We start from the raw sequence: 16,758 nt of genomic DNA, 5'->3' as shown, positions 1-16,758 counted from the left end.
AGCGTTGAATAGAAATGCAGCAAATTCAGAAAATTATAAATTGTACTCATTTGCGTTTTTCTTCGATAGTGATATAATTAACATATCTATCTTTAAATTATCAGATGAGAAATGAGGGAACTTAGTGAAAACGCTTAAAATTCCGGAGGCTACTATTATTCGACTTTCAGTTTACTCACGTCATCTGACAGACGTCGATAGAAAAGGGATAGTCACCACCTCCTCAGGGGACATTGCAGAAGGAGTCGGGGTCAGCCCGGCACAAGTTCGCAAGGACCTGGCTTATTTTGGAGAGTTTGGGACAAGAGGCGTAGGGTATAATGTCAAAGATCTTCGTCAACATATTTTGAGAATTCTTGGTTTAAGTGTTGATTGGAGTGTTGCCTTAGTTGGAGCCGGACATTTAGGTTTAGCTTTAAGTTCCTATAAGGGGTTTCGAGAGCGCGGTTTTATTATTACCAGTATTTTTGACTCAGACCCCAGTAAAATAGGGACAAAAATTGGCGACGTAGAAATTCTGCCCATTGACAGACTGGAAGAGGTTACAAAACAAAATCAAACCCAAATTGGTATTGTTGCCGTGCCTTCGGCAGTTGCCCAGGAAATTGCCGATAAGCTCATCAAAGCGGGTGTGCAAGCAATTTTGAATTTTGCACCTGTGGTTTTGAATGTCCCTCCTGAGATAGAGCTGCGTAATGTAGATCTGGCCGTTAACCTGGAAGTGCTGACATTTAATGTGGGAGCACAAAGATTCTAGTTGTCTCTGAAAATCAATGAGAGCGGTTTGGCGATATTCCTTTAGAAGAGTACGCCGGCCGTCTCATTGTTTTTTGTGGAACTATTATTTCAGATAGACAAGGAATTACCGGAATATCAACATAACGTTTGTAATTGTCAGTTAAGTAATTTATGTAAATTAAGAAAATGACCTGTTAGATTAGTAATTTAAACCTGAAATCAGTTGCCTATATTAATTTTTGTCTGGAATGTCCGGCAAGAATGAAACTTTAAACTGTTGTACATTAAGGGGTTTGTGTCATATAATAGAACTATAAGAAGTGTGTCAAGGGTTCCGCCGTATGGGTCTGGACCGAGCGGCACAGGTTGGATAGTGCCCAACTACACCGTGTGGGACAAAAGCCCCGTGGAAGTTCTTAGGAACGGCTGCGGGGTTTTTATTGCTTTAGAGAATAGGAGAAGAAGAATGAATCAAAACAGAGGTAAAAAAAGAATTACAGTCTACGATACGACGCTGCGTGATGGAGCTCAGGGAGAAGGGATTCATTTTTCGACACAAGATAAGCTGAGTTACGTTAAGCGGATCGAAGAGATGGGCAGCCTCTATGTTGAAGCGGGGTGGCCGGGAGCCAATCCAAAAGATGATAACTTTTTTCAGCTTTTGCGCGAACAAAACTTTCCGACAGTCCGAATCGCAGCTTTCGGAAGCACTTGTAAGGTCGGCGAGTCTCCCGAGAACAGTGACATTTTGCTTAAGCTCCTGGCTTCGGGAGCCCAAACAATTACTATTTTCGGGAAGGCTTGGGATCTGCATGTGCGGGATGTTTTGCGGACAAATTCAGAGGAAAATCTGCGTCTGATCCGTGAATCCGTCTCCTTCTTAGCACAACAGGGGCGGGAAGTATTTTTTGATGCCGAGCATTTCTTTGACGGTTTTAAAGAAAACCCGGATTATGCTTTAAAATGTATTTCAGCTGCTCTGGAGGCGGGAGCAGCCATATCGATCCTCTGCGATACGAATGGGGGCTCTCTGCCTGCCGATATAGCCCGAGGGGTAGAAGCAGTGAAGCGCGAATTTGCGCCTCAAGAGTTAGGCATACATGTTCACAATGACAGCGGTTTAGCCGTAGCCAATTCTCTCGTCGCTGTTGAAGCGGGGGTGACCCAGGTCCAAGGAACCTGGAATGGTTTTGGCGAACGTTGCGGTAATGCGAACTTAAGCACTCTGATTCCACTCTTGCAGATTAAAGGAAACTATTCTGTCGTTTCAGAGTCAGCCTTGCTTAAAATTACACCGTTTTCCCGCTTCGTTGCCGAGCTTTCCAACGCTCCTTTTGATGAGAAGCAGCCGTATGTAGGCCGCAGCGCCTTTGCTCATAAAGCCGGGATGCATGTTGACGCGATTCTTAAAAACCAGCGTACCTTTGAACACATGGACCCGGCCGAAGTTGGGAATGAGCGCAGAATTTTAATCTCGGATCAAGCGGGGAAAGCAAACATCCTGGAGCGTCTTCAGCGCTTTGTGCCGGATATTCTTAAAGAAGATCCCCGGGTTGAGAAAGCAATGCTGGAAATTAAAGAACTGGAGAATAATGGTTTCCAATTTGAAGCGGCGGAAGGAAGCCTGGATTTATTGATGGTGCGCATTCTCAATGGCTTCACCTCTCCTTTTGAGGTTTTGGATTACCATGTCTGGAGTGATCCGCTGCGCGGAGAGCTGGATTCCGTCGCTGTTGTCAAGGTAAAAGTCGGGGAGGAGACCGTGCAGATTGCTTCGGAGGGAAACGGCCCTGTCAACGCTTTGGATACTGCCCTGAGGCAGGCTCTGGCCGGCTTTTTCCCGATTTTGGAACAGAGCGAACTGGTGAATTACAAGGTTAGGGTTTTAGATGGTTCCCGGGGCACCGAGGCTATTGTACGGGTTATAATAGATACTCGTTTAGGGCATGAAGTTTGGGGGACGATAGGGGTCTCTAAGAATATTCTTAAGGCCAGCGCACAGGCCTTGCTGGATGCGCTTAATTGGACGATTTGGAAGTTTGAGGGGGCGCGCGAAGTAACTGATTGACTATAGCTTTCCGAGAGTAGGGCTTTTATAGCGTTTGTTCGGCATGTTAAGCCGAAGGTCGCGATCGCACTTGTTCGGTCATGCGTTCGTTGTGCCAAACTAGGGCTTTAATCCTTGATGAAAGCGGATTAATGCCGAGTTTAGCTACAACTCACGCAAAGGCCTCTCGCCGTGTGATCGCGACCTTCTGGGTTGATAAGAGGAAAACGCTTTAGATAGTTTCTTACTGGGAAAGTGGGATTGGTTAATTAGGTAAATTGAACAACAATTTATTTGCTTTTATGGCATCTTATGGGGATTAGAAGGAGAGTTTTGTACATCAAGTTTTAATCGACAGCATTTAAAATGAGCTGTATAATGTATACAATATACATTATATTGATGTTTGAGATTGGGGGCAACGACAGCATGCGTCAAGAAAAGGATTTATTGGGAATTCACGACGTTCCGGATGACGTTTATTACGGAATACAAACTCTGCGGGCAATAGAAAATTTCCCCATCACGGGGTATCATCCACACCGGGAATTGATCCGTGCTTTGGGCATGGTTAAAGGGGCGGCGGCTGAAGCCAATATGTATGTTGGCTCCCTGAGTCCTGTTATAGGAAAAGCGATTGTTGAGGCTGCGCAGGAGATTATTGCCGGAAAGTTTCATGATCAGTTTGTGGTGGATGTGATTCAGGGCGGAGCAGGGACGTCGATGAATATGAATGCTAATGAAGTAATTGCCAATCGGGCGATAGAACTTCTTGGCGGGAAAAAAGGAGAGTACTTTAAAGTTCATCCCAATGTCCATGTCAATATGGCCCAAAGTACGAACGATGTCTTTCCTACGGCCATTCGTATAGCCGGTCTTAATCTGGCGACAGATTTAGTTGAGGTCCTTGACCAGCTGCGTCAGTCTCTGGAGGATAAAGCGCTGGAGTTTGACGGTGTTATTAAAATGGGCCGGACACATCTGCAGGACGCTGTGCCTATTCGCCTAGGGCAAGAGTTTGCAGCCTATTCTCACATGTTGGGACGTGACCTTAAACGTTTAAAGCAGGCGATGCAATCACTCGAAGTAATGAATATGGGCGCTACCGCGGTAGGGACAGGCTTAAATGCCGATCCTAAGTATATTGAAAAGGTCACCGAGCGGATTGGTGAATGGACGAAGCTGCCGATGCGTATGGCTGATGACCTGGTAGACGCTACTCAGAATACGGATGCTTTTATGGAAGTTTCGGGTGTTCTGAAAACGTTAGCCGTAAATCTATCTAAAGTGGCTAATGATTTGCGTCTTATGGCTTCAGGTCCGAGGACCGGTTTGAATGAACTTAATCTGCCCCCGATGCAGCCAGGGTCTTCAATCATGCCCGGCAAGGTAAATCCGGTAATGGCGGAAGTAGTGAATCAAGTGGCCTTTCAAGTCCAGGGGAATGATTTTACGATTGCTTTGGCCTGCGGGGCCGGTCAGCTCGAATTAAATGTTATGGAACCGGTGGTGGTATTTAATTTGCTTCAATCCCTGGATATCCTGCGCAATGTTATCCGGGTGTTCCGGGAGCGCTGTGTTGTCGGAATCACCGCCAATGTGGAACGCTGCAGGGATATGGTGGAAAACAGCGTAGGGATTGTAACCGCTATTAATCCCCATGTGGGTTATGAAGTTGCTTCAGGTGTGGCGAAGGAAGCGATCAACAGCGGCCGGCCTGTCCGTGATATTGTGCTGGAAAAGGGAGTCTTGACTCCGGAGGAACTTGATTTGATTTTGCATCCTTATGAAATGACGAAACCCGGCATTGCCGGGGCTGAATTGTTGAAAAGATGATAGAAAGGGGCAAGTGGATACTCTTTAAGGTTATGATTTCCGGAATTGTTGTAGTTCGCTTAAGACAAATAGGTTGTTTGGGCTAGTTATTCCGCAGAAACCCTAGCTTACTATTTGAGATGTGAGAATTTTGTTCATAAGGAACTCGAATCGCAAGATAGAGCATTGCTGTGGCATAAACTGAACATTGGTAAACAAAAGCGGATTGTCATAGGCGTGTGCGCAGTTATTGTTTTGTGCGTCAGTGTCCTTTCAAGCTAATTATAGGTTAAGGTGCTTACCCGATAAAGGAACGGAGATCCAGGGACGGTTCTAGGCTGTATGAATATACTTCATGCAAAAGAACTGTCCCTAATTTTATATTTTTAAGCAAAGTCTACACCCAATAGGCAAGAAAGTACCGAGAAGATGCGAAGATGAGCGGAAATGGAAAAGAGTGTCGAACTTGCTTAGTCAGGGGGAAGATGCTAAACTTAATAGGAAGTCATAGTTTGGGGATTTGTAGACAAAAGACTGAATTTCTGTAGATGGAAGGGGAAAAAACTATGGCGGTTGGGCGAAATTCTTCGGGGACAGGGAGAATAGTATTGCTCATTTTAATTGGCGCTGCCCTGGGGACTTTGGTAGGCTTCGGTTTGGAAAAATACGGTATTTTTGCACCGTTTTTACGGCCGGCTGTCATTGATTTTCCGTCTCATACTTACCTCGATTTCTTTTTTCTCTCCCTATCGTTTGGGTTTCGTTTGAGTATTACCAGCGCGACATTACTGGGTGCACTGGGTGGATATATGTTATCAAGGAAGTGGTAAGATGCTTGTACTTGCATCGACATCTCCCCGGAGGGCTATGCTGCTGGGTGAGGCCGGTTTCTCTTTCCGGACAGTCAAGATGGATGTTTCCGAATTCTTGCCTGAGGGGAGTTTACCCCGAGAGGGAGTCCGGGAATTGGCAGAACGCAAAGCGAAAGCAGGCCTTAACCGTTGGCTGGAACTTGGGGGGGACTCCTTGGATGTTGTGCTGGGAGCGGATACTATTGTTGCCCTGGACACTCGAATTTTAGGTAAACCGGCAAACCCGTCGGAAGCTGAAGAAATGCTGCAAGGTTTGAGCGGTCGAAGCCATACTGTTTTGACGGGCGTGGCGCTGATAAACAGTTTAGGAAGGCTAAAAACCGAAGTGATTGAAACCTCCGTGGTCTTTCGCCAACTTTCCCGGGAGGAGATTAAAGTCTATGTCAGCGGCGGTGAACCGCTGGATAAGGCGGGAGCCTATGGAATTCAGGGAGAGGCCAAGAAATTTGTCGTTTCGATCTCAGGGTCCTTGACCAATGTGATCGGTCTCCCAATGGAATATTTAACGGAACAACTTAAGGCGTGGGGGATTGAACAGACAAATATCGCCTCGCGCGGGGTGAGTCATGGATTATCGGCGTTTAAAGGATTTGCCTGAAGAATTATTGCCTCGGGAACGGCTTTGCCAATTAGGACCTGAGGCGCTGTCCAATAGTGAAATTCTGGCAATTCTCCTCCGTACCGGGATTAAAGGAGAAAATGTCCTAACTCTGGCAGAACGTATTTTAGCAGGCGTGGGCGGGCTTTCCGGGTTGGGAAAACTAACGGTTCATGAGTTAGCCCAAATTCACGGTTTGGGAAAGGCCAAATCTGCTGAACTAAAAGCTGCGATAGAACTGGGACGCCGTTCCGTTTCAGTGGACCCCATGTCAAGACCTGTGGTTAATTCGCCGCAGGATGTGGCCCACATGGTTATGGAAGAGATGCGCCACCTTGATCGGGAACATTTCCGTGTTGTTTCTCTCTCGACCAAAAATCATGTCTTAGGGATCAGCCCGATTTCGATTGGTTCTCTCAATTCTTCTCTGGTCCACCCGCGGGAATGCTTCAAAGAAGCCATACGCAGAAATTCGAATGCTATAATTCTTTTGCATAATCACCCGAGTGGCGATCCGACTCCCAGCAAAGAGGATATTGAAATCACCCGCCGCTTGGCTGATGGGGGAAAGATTCTGGGAATTGAGGTTCTCGATCACGTCGTTATTGGGGATAATCGTTACGTTAGTCTTAAAGAACAAGGAATTCTATAAATTGCGGTGCAAGTTTGCCGGGGGATGCTCAAACTTAACTTCGGACTTTTGTGCCGCGAAATTTGGTAGTTTGTGGGTTGGACGGGTATACTGTTAGCATAGAGTGACTGGAAGGAGTTTTTAAAAACCATGTTTAGTTTTTTCAGCCGGGATTTGGGAATTGACCTGGGGACAGCGAACTCATTAGTTCATTTAAAAGGCAAAGGAATTGTTGTACGCGAACCTTCTGTCGTAGCTATGGATATTATGACGAAGACCCCGATGGCCGTTGGAGATAAAGCCAAAGAAATGATTGGCCGAACTCCCAGCAACATAGTGGCCATTCGCCCTCTTAAAGACGGGGTTATTTCGGATTTCAATATTACTCAGAAAATGTTGAAATACTTTATCAGCAGAGCCCTGGGCACTGAGCACCCTTTTATTCGCCCCAGAGTAGTTATTTGCGTGCCTTCCGGGGTCACTCCGGTTGAGGAACGAGCGGTTAAAGAAGCGGCTATGGCCGCCGGTGCTAAGGACCCTATTATTTTAGAGGAGCCTATGGCGGCAGCGATTGGCGCCGGGCTTCCTGTCAGTGAGCCGACAGGCAACATGATCGTTGATATTGGCGGCGGAACAACTGAAGTCGCCGTGATATCTTTGGGAGGAATTGTAACCAGCCGTTCAATCCGCGTTGCCGGGGATGAAATGGACGACGCCATTGTTGCTCATATTAAGCGGCGATATAATTTGATGGTAGGATACCGTACTGCCGAATGTCTGAAATTTGAAATTGGCTATGCTTACCTGGCCGAGCCGGGAAATTATACCGTCCGGGGCCGCGATTTATTGACGGGACTTCCGAAAACAGTTGAAGTTTCTGCGGAAGAAATTCAGGAAGCACTGCAGGAACCTGTCACGGCCATAGTTGATGCCGTGAAATCATGCCTGGAGAAAACTCCGCCGGAACTATCTTCGGACATTATGGACCGCGGCATTATGATGGCGGGAGGAGGCTCGCTGCTGCGTAATCTGGACCGTCTGATTTCAGATGAAACAGGCATTGCGGTGCACTTAGCGGAGGACCCTTTGTCCTGTGTGGCGACTGGAACAGGGCATGTTTTGGAACATGCCGAGGTTCTTCGTAAAATTGCATCCTCGCAAAAAAGTTAAGGACAGCGGGGAGGAATCATGGTGGGGAAGAGAGTTAATGTAACGGGAATTGCGGTTCTCGTTTTCTTTCTGTTGTTAGGCGTACTGATAAGTATTCGCCTGACGGGTCTCGGCAGCCAGTTTCCCAATCCCATAGGGGGAGTTCTGCAAAGTGCGTTGAGTACCGTGGAAAAGCCTCTTCTTCAGCTTGGAAACGGTATTCGCGATAATGCCAAAGCCTTGTGGAATTTTAGGGATGTTCAGCTTCAGAATGAAGAACTGCGCAAAAAAGTGGATCAGCTGACAGGGGATAATATCAAGCTCAAAGAGCAAGTGCTCGCGGGCATGAGGTATACGGAACTTGATCAGGGGATATTTAATAGCCCGACCCTCGATAAGTATACTAAAGTTGGGGCTACGGTCATTGACCGGAATCCGAACACCTGGTATCGGACTTTCACTTTAAACCGGGGGAGCAAAGACGGACTTGCCGTCAATGATCCTGTGATCGGAGACTTAGGTCTTGTAGGCAAGATTGTCTCCGTTTCGCCGACGACGTCGGAAGTTTTAATGATCCTTGACGGAGACGGCCAAGTGAGTGCTGTGGTACGCGGCAGTACGGGGAGCGGAACATTTGGTATTGTGCAGGGAACTTATAAGCGTGGTTCACGCCTGACACCCGAAGGAAATTTGGAAATGCTCTTTCGGCGGGATGACAGTGTCAACATTGGAGATTTAGTGTTGACTTCAGGTTTCGGCGGAGTTTATCCGCAGGACGTGCCCGTCGGGAAGGTCAAACAAATTCAGCTTGATCCTTCAGGCTTGCTCAAAACGGCCTATATCGAACCATTAGTTGATTTTGATTCTTTGGAAGAAGTAAATGTCGTAAAGATGGTGGGGGCAAAATAATGCGTTATGTCATCATCGCCGTCATGTTTCTCCTGAGCCTGGTGCTGCCGGGGACACTTTTTCACTTTTGGGCCTGGTCGGGCATTAAGCCGGATCTTTTGATGCTCTTGACCATATACATGGCTATGCATCACAGGCTTCCTTCCAGCCTGCTTTGGGGACTGGGAGCAGGTTTATTGGAAGATTTCTATCTGGGCCGTTATATTGGCATGTATACGCTCACCCTTGTGGTAGTCGCTTTTCTCAGCAACTGGCTGACTGGCCGCTGGTATCGGGAAAACTTTCTGCTGACAACCTTTATGGTCTTTCTCGTCACGACAGCCGGTCAAATTTGCGTTGCTTTTCTAGGTCTGGGAGCGGGACTCCAATGGTCCCTGGGAGATATTGCTCAATTAGTCTTTGGAGTCGCTCTCTATAACGCGGTCCTTGTTCCAGTGACCTATCCTTTGATTCACAGGTCTTTCCTGCACGGTTGGCTGCGCTACCGGCCGAGATATGAAAGATAGAGTGAAGGGTTATGAATCAGCCGGCTGTATTGATTCCGTTCTTTGATTCTTTGAATCGAATCCGCAATTCGAACCACGAATGTCGAACTACGAACATCGAATAGGGGGGGTAGGAATGGATGACAATGAACGAAAACCGTACGTGCATCGTTTTTGGGGTCTGACCACGGTTGTAGTTCTCGTGTTTTTGATTTTGGGCTTTAACCTTTGGCGTCTCCAGATTGCTCAAGGTTCTTACTACTCTGCCATGGCCAAAGGCAACGTGATGCAGCTTGTGAAGATTCCAACGACCCGGGGAGATATTGTCGATAAAAACAAACAAATTCTGGCCACCAGTGTGCCTGAATTTGTCCTTACTTTAGACTGGCTGGATTTGCAGCAGTCTAAATCGACAAACTGGAAAGACGTTGTTCACCGCTTAGCCGGCTTTATTAAGCCTTATTGGCCGAATGCCAATCAATCCGTTGATTCGATCACGATGGATATTTTGGCCAATATTCAAAACCACCAGTGGGAACGTTACCGGCCGGTTACTATTTTAGAGAATGTCCCGCAGGAACTCCAAGCTATCATTGCCGAGCATCAGGACGAACTTCCCGGTGTCAGTGTGGACGCTATCCCGATTCGCTCTTACCCGCAGAATACCCTGGCAGGTCAATTGCTTGGCTATGTACGGGAAATTGGCCCGAATGAAATAGACCAGTTTAATCAGAACCCGGATGCTCAAAAGGCCGGATTTGAGTATCAGCAAGGAGATCTCGTCGGTAAAGACGGAGTGGAAAAATCTTATGATTTTTGGCTGCGGGGCAAAGAAGGAATCCAGCAGGTAGAAGTTGACAACAACGCCCGCCCGGTGTCCAAACAGGTCGTTCAAGCGCCTGAGCCGGGCAAGACGGTTCAGCTTACCATTGACGGCGATTTGCAGAAAACCGTTGAGGATAGCCTCGATCAGGTTATTGCCAATGTTCAGCAGCATACCAATCCCAACGCTAAATCCGGAGCTGCCGTGGTCATTGATGTCAATACGGGTAAGATTTTAGCTATGGCCTCACGTCCGGGAATGAATCCCAATGATTTAATAGGTACTATTTCCCAGGCTACGTCCGATAAGTATTTTACTAATAAAGAAGCGCCGGCAGCCTCTCTCAACCGCGCCCTGGCCGGGTTGTATCCCCCGGGGTCCGTTTTTAAAATGGTGACGGCAATGGCTGTTTTGCAGCTCAAGTTGACGACACCGGAGGAAAAGATCAATGACGTTCTCTCATCCTTGGGGGATCGGCCGTCTCAACAACAAGGGTTTGAGGAATGGGGCGGAAATAATTTTGGCCTTGTGAACCTTTACCGGGCCTTAGCCCTATCCTCGGATATTTACTTTGAAGTCATGGGCCGGCGAGTCTTTGACGCCAACCCGGAGTTTATCGGTCAGATTGCCCATGAATTTGGTTTAGGCACAGACACCGGAGTCGATTTGCCCGGCGAGGCCAAGGGACTTGTTCCGTCAGCTGCCTGGAAAAAGGCTTATTATCAACCAAACTATGATAAGCAGCGTGACCAAAAGCTTGCGGATATTGACAGCAAATACGCTCCGAAATTGGCCCAGGCAGCCGACGCGGCGAGCAAACAAAAGCTGCAGGCGGCTGAAGATGCGGAGAAAAAGCAGGTTCAGGCTTGGTATGAGTCAATGATTACTCAATATGTCAACTGGAAAGTCTATGACAGCTACAACAATGCCATTGGACAGGGATACAACGATTACACCCCTCTCCAATTGGCAGATTATGTGGCAACGATCGTGAATGGCGGGAAACACTATCGCCCCTACATTGTGGATAAGATTCTGGACCCCATCACGGGTAAAGTAGTTGAACAAAATCAGCCTAAAGTTGAAAATACCGTGTCAATTTCTCCTGATGTTTTGGATACGGTCAAAAAAGGAATGGCCGCTGTGACAACCGGCGAAGGAACGGGAGCTTTCCTATTCTCGGACATTCCGGATTTTTCCGGAGGAGCGAAAACAGGTACTGCCCAGATCGGATCTAAAAATACGATTTCCGGAGAACTGTATAATGGGGTGTTTGTGGCGTTTGCCCCTTATGATCATCCTCAAATCGCTTTTGCCGGGGTCGTCGAATATGGGAGTCACGGTTCGGATACGGCGGGATACGTCGCCAGAGCGGCATTTATGAAGTATTTTGGTTGGAAATCCACGAATGGGGGCTAAAAAACGAGGAAATTTCTCCTCGTTTTTTTTTCTGAGGAAAAGGGTATTGGGACAGGCTTGTAGAATTTATAGAAGGCATTGAATAACGAGAAACAATGGGGGATTGTGCAGGTTGACACGGACAGAACATGTCGCCCTGAAGGGCACGCGCGAAGGATTAGTCCTGTATTTTGATCCGGCTGCGGAGTTTGGGTTGTTAATGACGGAGCTTGACAAGTTGTTGCTGGATTCTGTTCAATTTCTGCAAGGTGCGACAGTCCGGTGCTATGCCGGAAGTAAGGAATACACGGAAGATGAGCACGCTCAGTTAGCAGACCTTCTAAAACAGCATCAACTGGAGCCGGGAGGATGGCTGACGACAGAAGAGGTGTACGTACCAGGCAAAGTTCAATCCTATGCGGCTGAAGAGAAGGGAATGCCCCTTGGAGATGAAGGGATGGTGGCAGGACACTGTCTTTTTGTAGAAAGAACTCTGCGTTCCGGGAAAAGTGTGCAATTTGAGGGTCATGTCGTTGTTCTGGGTGATGTCAATCCTGGGGCGGAGATTATTGCGACTGGAAATATTGTCGTCTTAGGGTCCCTACGCGGCGTAGCCCATGCAGGAGCGACGGGTGAACGAAAAGCTTCGGTAAGCGCCTATCATTTGGCGCCGACTCAGTTGCGGATTGCAGATTTAGTCACGAGAGCGCCCGATGAGGAAACGGATGGACGGGGGCCTGAGATTGCCAGAATCAAAGATGAACGATTAATTGTAGAAGCGGCGGGAATGACTGGTTGGCGCAGCAAAGGCCGTTAAAAGAATAAGACTAAAGGGAAAGGCAGGTCTAAATATGGGTGAGGTAATCGTCGTAACTTCCGGCAAAGGGGGCGTAGGCAAGACAACAACATCCGCAAATATTGGCACAGGGCTGGCATCTGCCGGGCATAAAGTTGTACTCGTTGATACGGACATTGGTTTGCGCAACCTTGATGTAGTAATGGGGCTGGAAAACCGAATTGTCTATGACCTTGTGGATGTTACCAGTGGAAATTGCCGTCTTAAGCAAGCTTTGATTAAAGATAAACGATTTACCAATCTTTTTTTGCTTCCGGCAGCCCAAACGAAAGATAAAACCGCGGTCAGCCCGGAACAAATGAAGACCTTGTGTGAGGAATTAAAGGCAGAGTTTGATTTTGCCGTGATTGATTGTCCTGCCGGGATAGAACAAGGTTTTCGCAATGCTATCGCGGGAGCGGACCGGGCGGTGGTCGTATGTACGCCGGAGGTCAGCGCGGTCCGCGATGCCGATCGAATTATCGGTCTTTTAGAGGCGGCGGAACTTAGAAATCCCAAATTGATTATTAACCGCATTCGCCCCCAAATGGTGAAACGTGGGGACATGATGGATATCTCGGATATTCTGGATATCCTGGCGATTGATCTGATAGGGGTTGTCCCGGAAGACGAAAGTATTGTTATTTCCACGAACAAAGGCGAACCTTCTGTTCTGGACAGCAGCTCCAAGGCAGGAGAGGCCTATCGGCGGATTACGAAGCGGATTCAGGGCGAAGACGTTCCTTTGATGAATCTCGACGTGCCGGTGGGAATTATGGATAAGTTGAAAAAACTCGTCGGTTTGCGTTAACGTCTGGTACTGAGAGGAGGAATCGTCCTTGTTAGAATTTATCAGCCGAATGCTTGGCAAGGAAAATGCCTCAAGCAAGTCGGTAGCAAAAGAACGTCTGCGGCTTGTTTTAGTTCATGACCGTGCCAGTATCTCGCCGGCAATGTTGAACAGGTTAAGAGAAGACTTAGTTAAGGTCATCTCGAACTACATGGAAATTGACGAGGCAGCCCTTGAGTTCAACCTTTGTCAGGATGAACGCGAAGTGGCCCTGGTTGCTAACATCCCCGTCGTCAAGATGAAACGGGACTATGCAGCGAAGCTTTAATTAGGTAGTTTGCACGATTGTTAAAGAGGCTGTTGAAACCAACCAGTAATTTATAGAAGTTCAGAAGGAAATCAGCTAACAACAATAATTGGCAATTAAGGAGGGCCTCAGCGAATTGGAAGAGATTTGCTGAGGCTTTCCTGTCTGATCCTTGCTGTAATCTTTGGGAGGAATGTCGAGATGTGTTATAATATTTAAAGTACCTGTGATCCCGTTACGACATTAACTGAAGGGGACAGCTTTTGTGGATAAACGTTCATTAAAAAACTTAGATCTTTTATTTGTCATTTTTACCTTTCTTTTGTTGGCAGCCAGCTTGCTTATTTTAAGTACGGCTTCCATCAATGTTGACAAAGCAGATCCGATGCACTATGTGAAAGTTCAAGCGATTTGGATTCTAAGCGGGATTGTTATCGCTGCCGTCTTGGCAACTTTCGATTATCAGAAATGGCGTCATTTTCGCTGGTGGATTTACGGCTTAAACCTCGTGTTGCTCCTGGCGGTAGTTCTTTTCGGTTCCAGTGCCAAAGGAGCAACCCGTTGGATTCCCATTACCTCCAGTTTTAGTATCCAGCCTTCCGAATTCGCCAAGATTTTCATAATTATTACCCTTGCCGATTTTCTGGCGGACCGCCAAGGCAAACTGGATAATTTCAAGGACTTTATTTTGCCCTTTCTCTTTGTCCTGATCCCTATGCTGCTTATTTATAAGCAGCCGGACTTAGGAACCACCTTGGTTTTTGCGGCTATTTTTATCGGCATGATGTTTGTGGCCGGGGCGAATCCCTGGAAATTCGGAGGATTGCTGTTTGCCGGGATCGCTGTGATTGGAGTTGCTCTCTGGCTCCATTTTGCCACCAACTTGCCCTCTTGGCTGCATTGGGCTCAGGGGCTTCCTCTGCCGATGCAGGATTATCAGTTAAAACGTCTTGCCATTTTTGTCAATCCGGCCGCCGATACTTCAGGTGATGGCTATCATATTATTCAATCCATTTGGGCTATTGGCTCGGGAGGGTTTTGGGGCAAAGGCTATCGGATGGGTACCCAGGGTCAGCTGAATTTCCTGCCTGAACATCACACCGACTTTATTTTTTCCGTGGTAGGGGAAGAGTTTGGCTTTATCGGGACGGTGACTCTGCTCTTTATTTTTCTGATTTTTATTCTGCGCAGTGTCAGCATCGCCCTGAAAGCGCGGGACCCTTATGGGATGTTGATTGGAACGGGGATTATATCCATGTTTACTTTTCATGTACTGGTCAATGTCGGCATGACCTCAGGGATTATGCCCGTGACAGGTATTCCCCTGCCTCTGATTAGTTTCGGCGGCAGCGCCATGTGGGCGAATATGGCGGCGATAGGCTTGTTGTTGAGCGTAAATTTAAGGCGGCAAAGGCTAATGTTTTAAATGTCTTCTATAGACTTTGCCTAAATAAATAAGGACAATTGGGAAAACTAGATAGTTTGCCGCCCTATGGCTCCGAACACCGGAGCTTCGGAACTTCGATTTGGAGTTCTATTTTTTTTCCCTGTTCATAAACTATTAGAGAAACGTACGAGCTCGAAATAGGGTAAAAAGTGAGGCATTGAAAGATGAATCCTTTTGAACGTTGGGATGATTGGGAATGGGAACGAGCCATCCAAGAGGTGGGAAAAGAGCAGGGCCGGGGAAGACCGGCAGACCTTAGCCGCAATCCGGAACGCCATCGCCACGCGGCCAAAGGAAATTGGGGAAACTTCTTCAAGTACTGGAACGGGACTCAAAAGCAGACTCTCCTGGCGGCAACCTTATTTCTTTTGGTTTTCTTTAGTGCCAATGGTACTGACGGATTTTCTCAGGCGGTTCACGGTCTTTACCGCAGTGCTATGGATTCGGGAAATTATTATGACACGTTAAACGGCATGGCCAAGGATGCCCTGTCTCTTGGCGGGGTAAGCAATAAAAGTGTTCCCGTTGACGCCAAGATGCTCGGAACGTTTTTGCCTCCCATTTCCGGTCAGGTCATGGCCAAATTCGGAATAGTCGGCGAAGGGGGAAGCAACGCGGCAGGCTCGGTTCATCAAGGAATTGACGTAGGCAGCTCTTTGGGAACTCCGGTGCTGGCTCCGGCGAACGGTGTGATCACTTTTGTGGGGGAAGATCCCCAATTAGGAAACGTTGTCAAAGCCGATCTGGGTGATGGCTGGACCACAGTGCTCGGCAACCTGGGCAATGTTTCCGTCCAAAAAGGACAGCGCATCAATCAAGGAGCTATTATCGGGACAGTGGGGCTTTCTGCGCCCCTGAAAAAGCCCTGGCTGCATTTTGAATTGAGAAAAAATAACCAACCCGTTGATCCGATTCCCTATTTGATTCCTCCTCAGTCTAAAAATTGACGGCGGCTGCCTGAGGAACTGCGGAAAGAGGTGAAATACTGGTTTTAAAACCAGGCTGAAATGGAGCTATGCAAATTGTTCGGTGTGAGCCTGCGCATTCATCCGACGTTGTTGGTCGTTCTGGCTTTTTATGGGGTCCTGGGTTTCGCAGCCCAGGCTCTTCTCATCTTTTCCTTAGTATTAGGGCATGAGTTGGCTCATTTGCTTACGGCCCGGGTCTACGGTTTTAAAGTGGTTGGCTTGGAGCTTTTTCCTTTTGGTGGCGCGGCTTATTGCGATGATTTATTCGAAGGCAGAAAAATTGAGGAAAGTATGATGGCTTTGGCAGGCCCGGCCTTTAATATTGCTCTTTTGTTCGCGGCCCAAATTTTAAGATGGCAGGGAATCTGGACAAGTGAGCTTGCCGACAACTTTGTCCGCTATAATCTTTGGCTGGCAGCTTTTAACCTTCTCCCTGTTTTGCCTTTGGATGGCGGTCGGGCTTTGCGGGCTCTTTGTGTGGAAGGTTTTGGTTTTGTGCGCACTACGAAGTTTTTGGCCTGGGCTGGAAAAGGCCTGGGAGTCATCTCGGCGCTTTACGGGGTCCTTCTTTGGAGTAAAGGACAATTTGCGGAAGGCTCCCTTACCTTTATCGTGCTTGGAGGATTTTTTTGGCTGTCAGGAAATAAGGAGATTTCAGTGGCGCATATCACCTTTCTCCGCCAGTTGACCCGTAAAAAAGAGGAACTGATTAAAAAAGGATTAATGCGCAGCAAATGGCTTACGGTACAGCGCAATACGCCTTTAGTCCGCATCGTTGAAGAATTCACCCCGGATCGTTATACTTTGGTCACTCTCCCCAAAGAGGACAAGGGTCTGGAAAAGATCCTGACGGAAACAGATGTCCTGGAAGGAATGCTGAGAGAAGGAATTCGCTTCCCTGTCGGTAAACTGTTGACTAAGGAATGACGCGGCTAAGCATTAAGAC

16 protein-coding genes are annotated in these 16,758 nt (G+C 47.6%); all 16 read left to right on the top strand.

Features of this window, described 5'->3' with window-relative positions; all coding sequences use genetic code 11:
- The first annotated feature begins 124 nt into the window (after positions 1–124).
- The 16 genes from REC12_RS09475 to REC12_RS09400 all read left to right on the top strand — a co-directional run bounded on the left by REC12_RS09475 (position 125) and on the right by REC12_RS09400 (position 16,739).
- Positions 125–757 carry a redox-sensing transcriptional repressor Rex gene (locus REC12_RS09475; RefSeq protein WP_308893885.1) on the top strand — a complete coding sequence of 211 codons (633 nt, stop codon included), beginning with the start codon at positions 125–127 and terminating at the stop codon, positions 755–757.
- Between the two features lie 447 nt (positions 758–1,204).
- Positions 1,205–2,806, top strand: a complete 1,602-nt coding sequence (cimA, locus tag REC12_RS09470; RefSeq protein WP_308893884.1) for a citramalate synthase — start codon at positions 1,205–1,207, stop codon at positions 2,804–2,806.
- A gap of 408 nt (positions 2,807–3,214) precedes the next feature.
- Entirely contained in the window at positions 3,215–4,621 is a 1,407-nt protein-coding gene (gene aspA, locus REC12_RS09465) for an aspartate ammonia-lyase (protein WP_308893883.1), read from the top strand.
- Between the two features lie 545 nt (positions 4,622–5,166).
- Positions 5,167–5,430, top strand: coding sequence for a DUF4321 domain-containing protein (locus REC12_RS09460; RefSeq protein ID WP_308893882.1), 264 nt, complete (start codon positions 5,167–5,169; stop codon positions 5,428–5,430).
- A 1-nt stretch (position 5,431) separates the two neighbouring features.
- Positions 5,432–6,070 (top strand): Maf family protein, encoded by a 639-nt coding sequence (locus tag REC12_RS09455; RefSeq protein ID WP_308893881.1) that lies wholly within the window; start codon positions 5,432–5,434, stop codon positions 6,068–6,070.
- Entirely contained in the window at positions 6,039–6,722 is a 684-nt protein-coding gene (gene radC, locus REC12_RS09450) for a RadC family protein (protein ID WP_308893880.1), read from the top strand. Before REC12_RS09455 ends, radC begins: the two co-directional genes overlap by 32 nt.
- A gap of 129 nt (positions 6,723–6,851) precedes the next feature.
- The gene (locus tag REC12_RS09445; RefSeq protein ID WP_308893878.1) at positions 6,852–7,871 is read left to right on the top strand and encodes a rod shape-determining protein; all 1,020 of its coding nucleotides are present in this window, start codon (positions 6,852–6,854) and stop codon (positions 7,869–7,871) included.
- A gap of 18 nt (positions 7,872–7,889) precedes the next feature.
- Entirely contained in the window at positions 7,890–8,759 is an 870-nt protein-coding gene (gene mreC, locus REC12_RS09440; RefSeq protein WP_308893877.1) for a rod shape-determining protein MreC, read from the top strand.
- Positions 8,759–9,265, top strand: coding sequence for a rod shape-determining protein MreD (mreD, locus tag REC12_RS09435; protein ID WP_308893876.1), 507 nt, complete (start codon positions 8,759–8,761; stop codon positions 9,263–9,265). Before mreC ends, mreD begins: the two co-directional genes overlap by 1 nt.
- A gap of 115 nt (positions 9,266–9,380) precedes the next feature.
- The gene (mrdA, locus tag REC12_RS09430) at positions 9,381–11,486 is read left to right on the top strand and encodes a penicillin-binding protein 2 (protein WP_308893874.1); all 2,106 of its coding nucleotides are present in this window, start codon (positions 9,381–9,383) and stop codon (positions 11,484–11,486) included.
- A gap of 112 nt (positions 11,487–11,598) precedes the next feature.
- Positions 11,599–12,282, top strand: a complete 684-nt coding sequence (gene minC, locus REC12_RS09425; RefSeq protein ID WP_308893872.1) for a septum site-determining protein MinC — start codon at positions 11,599–11,601, stop codon at positions 12,280–12,282.
- Positions 12,283–12,316: 34 nt separating this feature from the next.
- The gene (gene minD / locus REC12_RS09420; protein WP_308893871.1) at positions 12,317–13,111 is read left to right on the top strand and encodes a septum site-determining protein MinD; all 795 of its coding nucleotides are present in this window, start codon (positions 12,317–12,319) and stop codon (positions 13,109–13,111) included.
- A gap of 28 nt (positions 13,112–13,139) precedes the next feature.
- On the top strand, positions 13,140–13,418 hold the full coding sequence (gene minE, locus REC12_RS09415) for a cell division topological specificity factor MinE (RefSeq protein WP_308893870.1): 279 nt from the start codon (positions 13,140–13,142) through the stop codon (positions 13,416–13,418).
- A gap of 244 nt (positions 13,419–13,662) precedes the next feature.
- Positions 13,663–14,823, top strand: coding sequence for a rod shape-determining protein RodA (gene rodA, locus REC12_RS09410; RefSeq protein ID WP_308893867.1), 1,161 nt, complete (start codon positions 13,663–13,665; stop codon positions 14,821–14,823).
- A gap of 185 nt (positions 14,824–15,008) precedes the next feature.
- On the top strand, positions 15,009–15,791 hold the full coding sequence (locus REC12_RS09405; RefSeq protein ID WP_308893866.1) for a murein hydrolase activator EnvC family protein: 783 nt from the start codon (positions 15,009–15,011) through the stop codon (positions 15,789–15,791).
- Positions 15,792–15,851: 60 nt separating this feature from the next.
- A complete protein-coding gene (locus tag REC12_RS09400; protein WP_308893865.1) occupies positions 15,852–16,739 on the top strand; it encodes a M50 family metallopeptidase in 888 nt (295 codons plus the stop codon).
- Positions 16,740–16,758 lie beyond the last annotated feature (19 nt).

This window comes from Candidatus Desulfosporosinus nitrosoreducens, from assembly GCF_030954495.1.
Classification (GTDB): Bacteria; Bacillota; Desulfitobacteriia; order Desulfitobacteriales; family Desulfitobacteriaceae; genus Desulfosporosinus; species Desulfosporosinus nitrosoreducens.
Note: the sequence above shows the minus strand (reverse complement) of the source record. Positions and strands in the feature narration are given on the sequence as shown.

Coding starts and splice junctions, on each gene's coding strand:
- minD (WP_308893871.1), top strand. CDS start 12,317: ATGGGTGAGGTAATCGTCGTAACTTCCGGCAAAGGGGGCGTAGGCAAG.
- radC (WP_308893880.1), top strand. CDS start 6,039: ATGGATTATCGGCGTTTAAAGGATTTGCCTGAAGAATTATTGCCTCGG.
- aspA (WP_308893883.1), top strand. CDS start 3,215: ATGCGTCAAGAAAAGGATTTATTGGGAATTCACGACGTTCCGGATGAC.
- mrdA (WP_308893874.1), top strand. CDS start 9,381: ATGGATGACAATGAACGAAAACCGTACGTGCATCGTTTTTGGGGTCTG.
- REC12_RS09460 (WP_308893882.1), top strand. CDS start 5,167: ATGGCGGTTGGGCGAAATTCTTCGGGGACAGGGAGAATAGTATTGCTC.
- REC12_RS09400 (WP_308893865.1), top strand. CDS start 15,852: ATGGAGCTATGCAAATTGTTCGGTGTGAGCCTGCGCATTCATCCGACG.
- REC12_RS09455 (WP_308893881.1), top strand. CDS start 5,432: ATGCTTGTACTTGCATCGACATCTCCCCGGAGGGCTATGCTGCTGGGT.
- REC12_RS09445 (WP_308893878.1), top strand. CDS start 6,852: ATGTTTAGTTTTTTCAGCCGGGATTTGGGAATTGACCTGGGGACAGCG.
- REC12_RS09405 (WP_308893866.1), top strand. CDS start 15,009: ATGAATCCTTTTGAACGTTGGGATGATTGGGAATGGGAACGAGCCATC.
- mreC (WP_308893877.1), top strand. CDS start 7,890: ATGGTGGGGAAGAGAGTTAATGTAACGGGAATTGCGGTTCTCGTTTTC.
- cimA (WP_308893884.1), top strand. CDS start 1,205: ATGAATCAAAACAGAGGTAAAAAAAGAATTACAGTCTACGATACGACG.
- mreD (WP_308893876.1), top strand. CDS start 8,759: ATGCGTTATGTCATCATCGCCGTCATGTTTCTCCTGAGCCTGGTGCTG.